Raw genomic sequence first — 3,853 nt, 5'->3', positions numbered from 1 at the left:
AATCCTTACTATTTAAACGCCTATGGCGTTTTTTTGTTCCTTAACACAATCTTAATAATTGAATGACAAAATTAAAATATTAAATTTCTGGGAGGAAGTCCGATGTTTGAATATGAGATAAAAAATGGTGTGACTAATTTAAATACAAAATACGGAGTATTAGTTGTTTCGCCTGACCATTCAAAAGGATTTAAGCCAATCGAACTGTTAGTATCGTCTATCGTTGGTTGCAGTGGTCAGATCTTAAGTAATGTGTTAGTAAAAAAACGGATTAAAATAAGTGCTATTCGAATTAAAACTAATGTTGAAAGAAATGAGAAAGAAGCGAATAAAGTGACCAGAATTGATCTTCAATTCATTTTTGAAGGTAAGAATATTCCTGAAGAACAAATAAGAAAGTCCCTTGATGTTACATTTAAAAATTGTGGAATGATACAGACCCTTAAAGACGCTGTTCAGATTAATGCATCGTTTGAAATCTGTCCCGTTATTTAATTTTATTGCTATATTCTATATACCCTATATGGTATAATAAACTATGTAATCTGGATGTTTTTAATGGATTAAGGGGGAACCTTATGGAAGTTATTCAAATTGGCTCTATAGCTATTTTACTTAAATGGGTATTACTCGGACTAGCTATATTACTTGGTTTATTATATATGAAGTTTCGGCTTATGTATTTACAGAAACATGAAATACAAAATAAAGAAGTTTTTGATTTAATATTCAATAGCTTATTCTTAGGGTTTTTAATTTGGAAAGGCAGTATGTTAATACTAGAGCCATCTTTAATTATAAAAAGTCCATTCTCTTTGTTGTATTTTACAGGTGGCACTACGGGGCTACTTTTTGCAATAACCGGATCAGTTCTTATCTTTATCTACAAAGCACAGAAAATGAATATTCCTAATTTGTTCATTTACCAGACGGTATTTATTTTTACTTTTGTAGTATTAAGTTCGTATCATATTTTAGCGCTTCTTTTTCTTGATGAACACAAAATGAGTCACCTTACTCTAGGCTTGTTTACTTTAGTGACGGTAAGTATCTCCTTTTTTAAAAAAAATATGTTATCCCAGCAAGCTATATTCACGTACTTAATATTATTTTCTTTTTTAAGTCTTATCCAATCTTTTGTCATTGGGAATATGGACAATAAATTATTTTATTTATTCTCAATTGAACAGTGGTTTTTAATTGTTATTATTATTGTTTCCCTTTTTTACTGGGATAAAAAATCAACTTCTTAACTAATTCTTAACATTGATTTGAAAGAATACAACAGAAAGGGGAGATTTAATTGGAAAATCTATCGATTTACTTTGCACTTTCCGCGGGTTTACTTTCATTTTTTTCACCATGTGTATTTCCACTAATTCCTGCTTATGTCGCTCATCTATCTGACGGTACCGTTTCATCGGGAAAAGTGAATACAAATAAAAGGGTTTTACTCCTGCGATCTATTAGTTTTATCCTTGGATTCAGTATAGTTTTTGTGTTATTAGGTGCTTCTGCGAGCTTTGTTGGACAATTATTTTTAGAGAATAAAAAGTTGATTCAAATGTTTGGCGGCATTTTAATCATTATTTTTGGAATACAAATACTTGGCATATTTAAAATTAAATTTTTAATGTCTGAAAAACGGTTTATTCATAATTCCTCCTCTAAGGCGAATTCCATTCGTTCTTTTATTCTTGGGTTAGCTTTTGGTTCTGGATGGACGCCTTGTGTGGGGCTTGCATTATCGTCTATTTTATTACTTGCAAGTTCAACGGAAACCGTATTTTCAGGAATGTTATTATTATGGATTTACTCTCTTGGGCTAGGTATTCCATTCCTTTTGTTATCCATAATCGTTACCTACTCATTAAATGTTGTCAAAAAGATAAATAAAATATTGCCTAAACTATCTTTGATCAATGGGTGGGTCCTTATTTTAATGGGGATTTTACTTTTTACCGGTCAAATGCAAAAAATTAGTTCCTATTTATCTACTTTTACGTTTTAAGGAGTGAAAAAAATGTACAAAAAAATACTGGTAATCATAGGATTAGTTGGAATGATTGCATGGGGTGTCTACGATTATAGCCTATCCGCAAACGAGACAAAAAAAACGAATCAGGTAAGTCCACCAGATAGTCAGAAAAACATAGAAACTGGGGTCGATGAAGGGAAAAAAGCGCCTGATTTTCAATTACAGACCTTAGACGGAAAAGAAATAAAACTATCTGATATGGCTGGTAAGAAAGTAATATTAAATTTTTGGGCTACTTGGTGTCCACCTTGCAAAGCAGAAATGCCTCACATGCAAGAATTTTATGTGGATCAAAAAGGAAACAAAGTGGAGATATTAGCCGTTAATTTAACGACAGCAGAGAAAGATTCAAATAATATTGGAAAATTCGTTAATGATTACGGTTTGACTTTTCCTATATTATTAGACAGCAATGGTGAAATAGGGGAAACTTATCAAGCCTTTTCAATTCCTACAAGTTATATCATCGATACAAAAGGTATCATCCGTAAGAAAATCGTAGGTCCCATGGATAAGGAAATGATGTCTGAATTAATTAACAGTATTGAATAAAAGCGGTGTTAATATGAATAATCGAGGAAAATCCATCCTTTTAGTTGATGATGATATAGAAATTCTTAGTCATATTAAGCGAGAACTTGAGGAGGCAGGATTTCAAGTTTTAATAGCCACAAATGGTAAACAAGCCAAGGACATCTTTTTAACATATGATCCATGTTTTGTCATTATAGAAGCTGTATTACATGGCATAAGTGGTTTTGAATTATGCAGCTGGATTCGTACCAAACAGAAAAGCGAGATACCCATTATTTTTGTTTCAAAATTAACCAACGATAAGGATCGGATAAAGGGATTAATGATTGGAGGCGATGATTACCTAACTAAGCCTTTTAATTCAACTGAATTAATAGTGAGGGTCGAAACGGTGTTAAGAAGAACTGCTCATCGTTGTAACAAAATAACCTATAGAGGTATTACTCTCAAGCCATTAAAAGGTGAAGTGAAATATCAAGGGACTCCTATTTCGTTAACACTTCACGAGTTTAGGCTATTATATTTTCTTATGCGTCATCCAAATCAAACATTATCTAGACTACAGATATTAGACGAATTATATCCAAACGATAATAAATTAGTTTCAGAAAGAACTGTTGATGTCCACATACTAAAATTAAGAGAAAAATTTAAAAATTATTTGGATGGCACGGAATTTATTGAAACAGTTAGAGGAATTGGATACAGGTTCGTAGCGTTTTAACATAGATATTTGATATCAAGAGTGATTGTTTTTTTTTATTAATGATGCGTCCGGGGAATACTAATTACAAGGGTTATCAACAAATGAATAAAAGTGTTTTAACAAATCTATTTCTGAATGATTAAAATTAGGGGAAAAAACAATGGAAGAAATTCAGGAACATACAATTGATTCAAAATATATTCAACAACATTTAGCAAATGAACGCACCTACTTAGCTTGGATACGGACAAGCATTACAATTATTGGAGTCGGATTTTTAATAACAAACCTTCATTTTGCTACTCTTACAGCTAATATTGAAATGGGAGATTTTTTAGCAAGAATTATTGGACTAACTTCGATTATTGTTGGCATTTTAACACTTTTGATGGCAACATTTAGCTATTTTAAAAAAGGAAAAGACATTAATCATCAAACTTTTACATTTCCAAAACTTTTAATAATCTTTTTATCCTTCCTCATACTTCTTATTTTTCTAGTATTCGGAGGTTATTATTTATTTGCATGGGCATTGATTTAATAAATCCAATTGATACTAATTTAGCACTTGTCCA

The 3,853-nt window shown here is 31.3% G+C and carries 6 protein-coding genes; all 6 read left to right on the top strand.

Annotated elements, in window-relative coordinates; translation table 11 throughout:
- Window positions 1-102 precede the first annotated feature (102 nt).
- The gene (locus tag BFI01S_RS21195) at window positions 103-495 is read left to right on the top strand and encodes an OsmC family protein (RefSeq protein ID WP_061794350.1); all 393 of its coding nucleotides are present in this window, start codon (window positions 103-105) and stop codon (window positions 493-495) included.
- Between the two features lie 83 nt (window positions 496-578).
- On the top strand, window positions 579-1,253 hold the full coding sequence (locus tag BFI01S_RS21190) for a hypothetical protein (RefSeq protein WP_061794349.1): 675 nt from the start codon (window positions 579-581) through the stop codon (window positions 1,251-1,253).
- A 50-nt stretch (window positions 1,254-1,303) separates the two neighbouring features.
- Entirely contained in the window at window positions 1,304-2,011 is a 708-nt protein-coding gene (locus BFI01S_RS21185) for a cytochrome c biogenesis CcdA family protein (RefSeq protein WP_061794348.1), read from the top strand.
- Window positions 2,012-2,023: 12 nt separating this feature from the next.
- Window positions 2,024-2,590 carry a peroxiredoxin family protein gene (locus BFI01S_RS21180; RefSeq protein WP_061794347.1) on the top strand — a complete coding sequence of 189 codons (567 nt, stop codon included), beginning with the start codon at window positions 2,024-2,026 and terminating at the stop codon, window positions 2,588-2,590.
- A gap of 13 nt (window positions 2,591-2,603) precedes the next feature.
- On the top strand, window positions 2,604-3,296 hold the full coding sequence (locus tag BFI01S_RS21175) for a response regulator transcription factor (RefSeq protein WP_061794346.1): 693 nt from the start codon (window positions 2,604-2,606) through the stop codon (window positions 3,294-3,296).
- Between the two features lie 142 nt (window positions 3,297-3,438).
- Window positions 3,439-3,819, top strand: a complete 381-nt coding sequence (locus tag BFI01S_RS21170; protein WP_061794345.1) for a YidH family protein — start codon at window positions 3,439-3,441, stop codon at window positions 3,817-3,819.
- Window positions 3,820-3,853 lie beyond the last annotated feature (34 nt).

It is taken from the genome of Cytobacillus firmus NBRC 15306 (genome assembly GCF_001591465.1).
In the GTDB taxonomy this organism is placed as follows: Bacteria; Bacillota; Bacilli; order Bacillales; family Cytobacillaceae; genus Cytobacillus; species Cytobacillus firmus.
Note: the sequence above shows the minus strand (reverse complement) of the source record. Positions and strands in the feature narration are given on the sequence as shown.

What these genes read in the sequence shown, in the direction of transcription:
- BFI01S_RS21195 (WP_061794350.1), top strand. Translation starts at nt 103, where the DNA reads ATGTTTGAATATGAGATAAAAAATGGTGTGACTAATTTAAATACAAAA.
- BFI01S_RS21190 (WP_061794349.1), top strand. Translation starts at nt 579, where the DNA reads ATGGAAGTTATTCAAATTGGCTCTATAGCTATTTTACTTAAATGGGTA.
- BFI01S_RS21180 (WP_061794347.1), top strand. Translation starts at nt 2,024, where the DNA reads ATGTACAAAAAAATACTGGTAATCATAGGATTAGTTGGAATGATTGCA.
- BFI01S_RS21175 (WP_061794346.1), top strand. Translation starts at nt 2,604, where the DNA reads ATGAATAATCGAGGAAAATCCATCCTTTTAGTTGATGATGATATAGAA.
- BFI01S_RS21170 (WP_061794345.1), top strand. Translation starts at nt 3,439, where the DNA reads ATGGAAGAAATTCAGGAACATACAATTGATTCAAAATATATTCAACAA.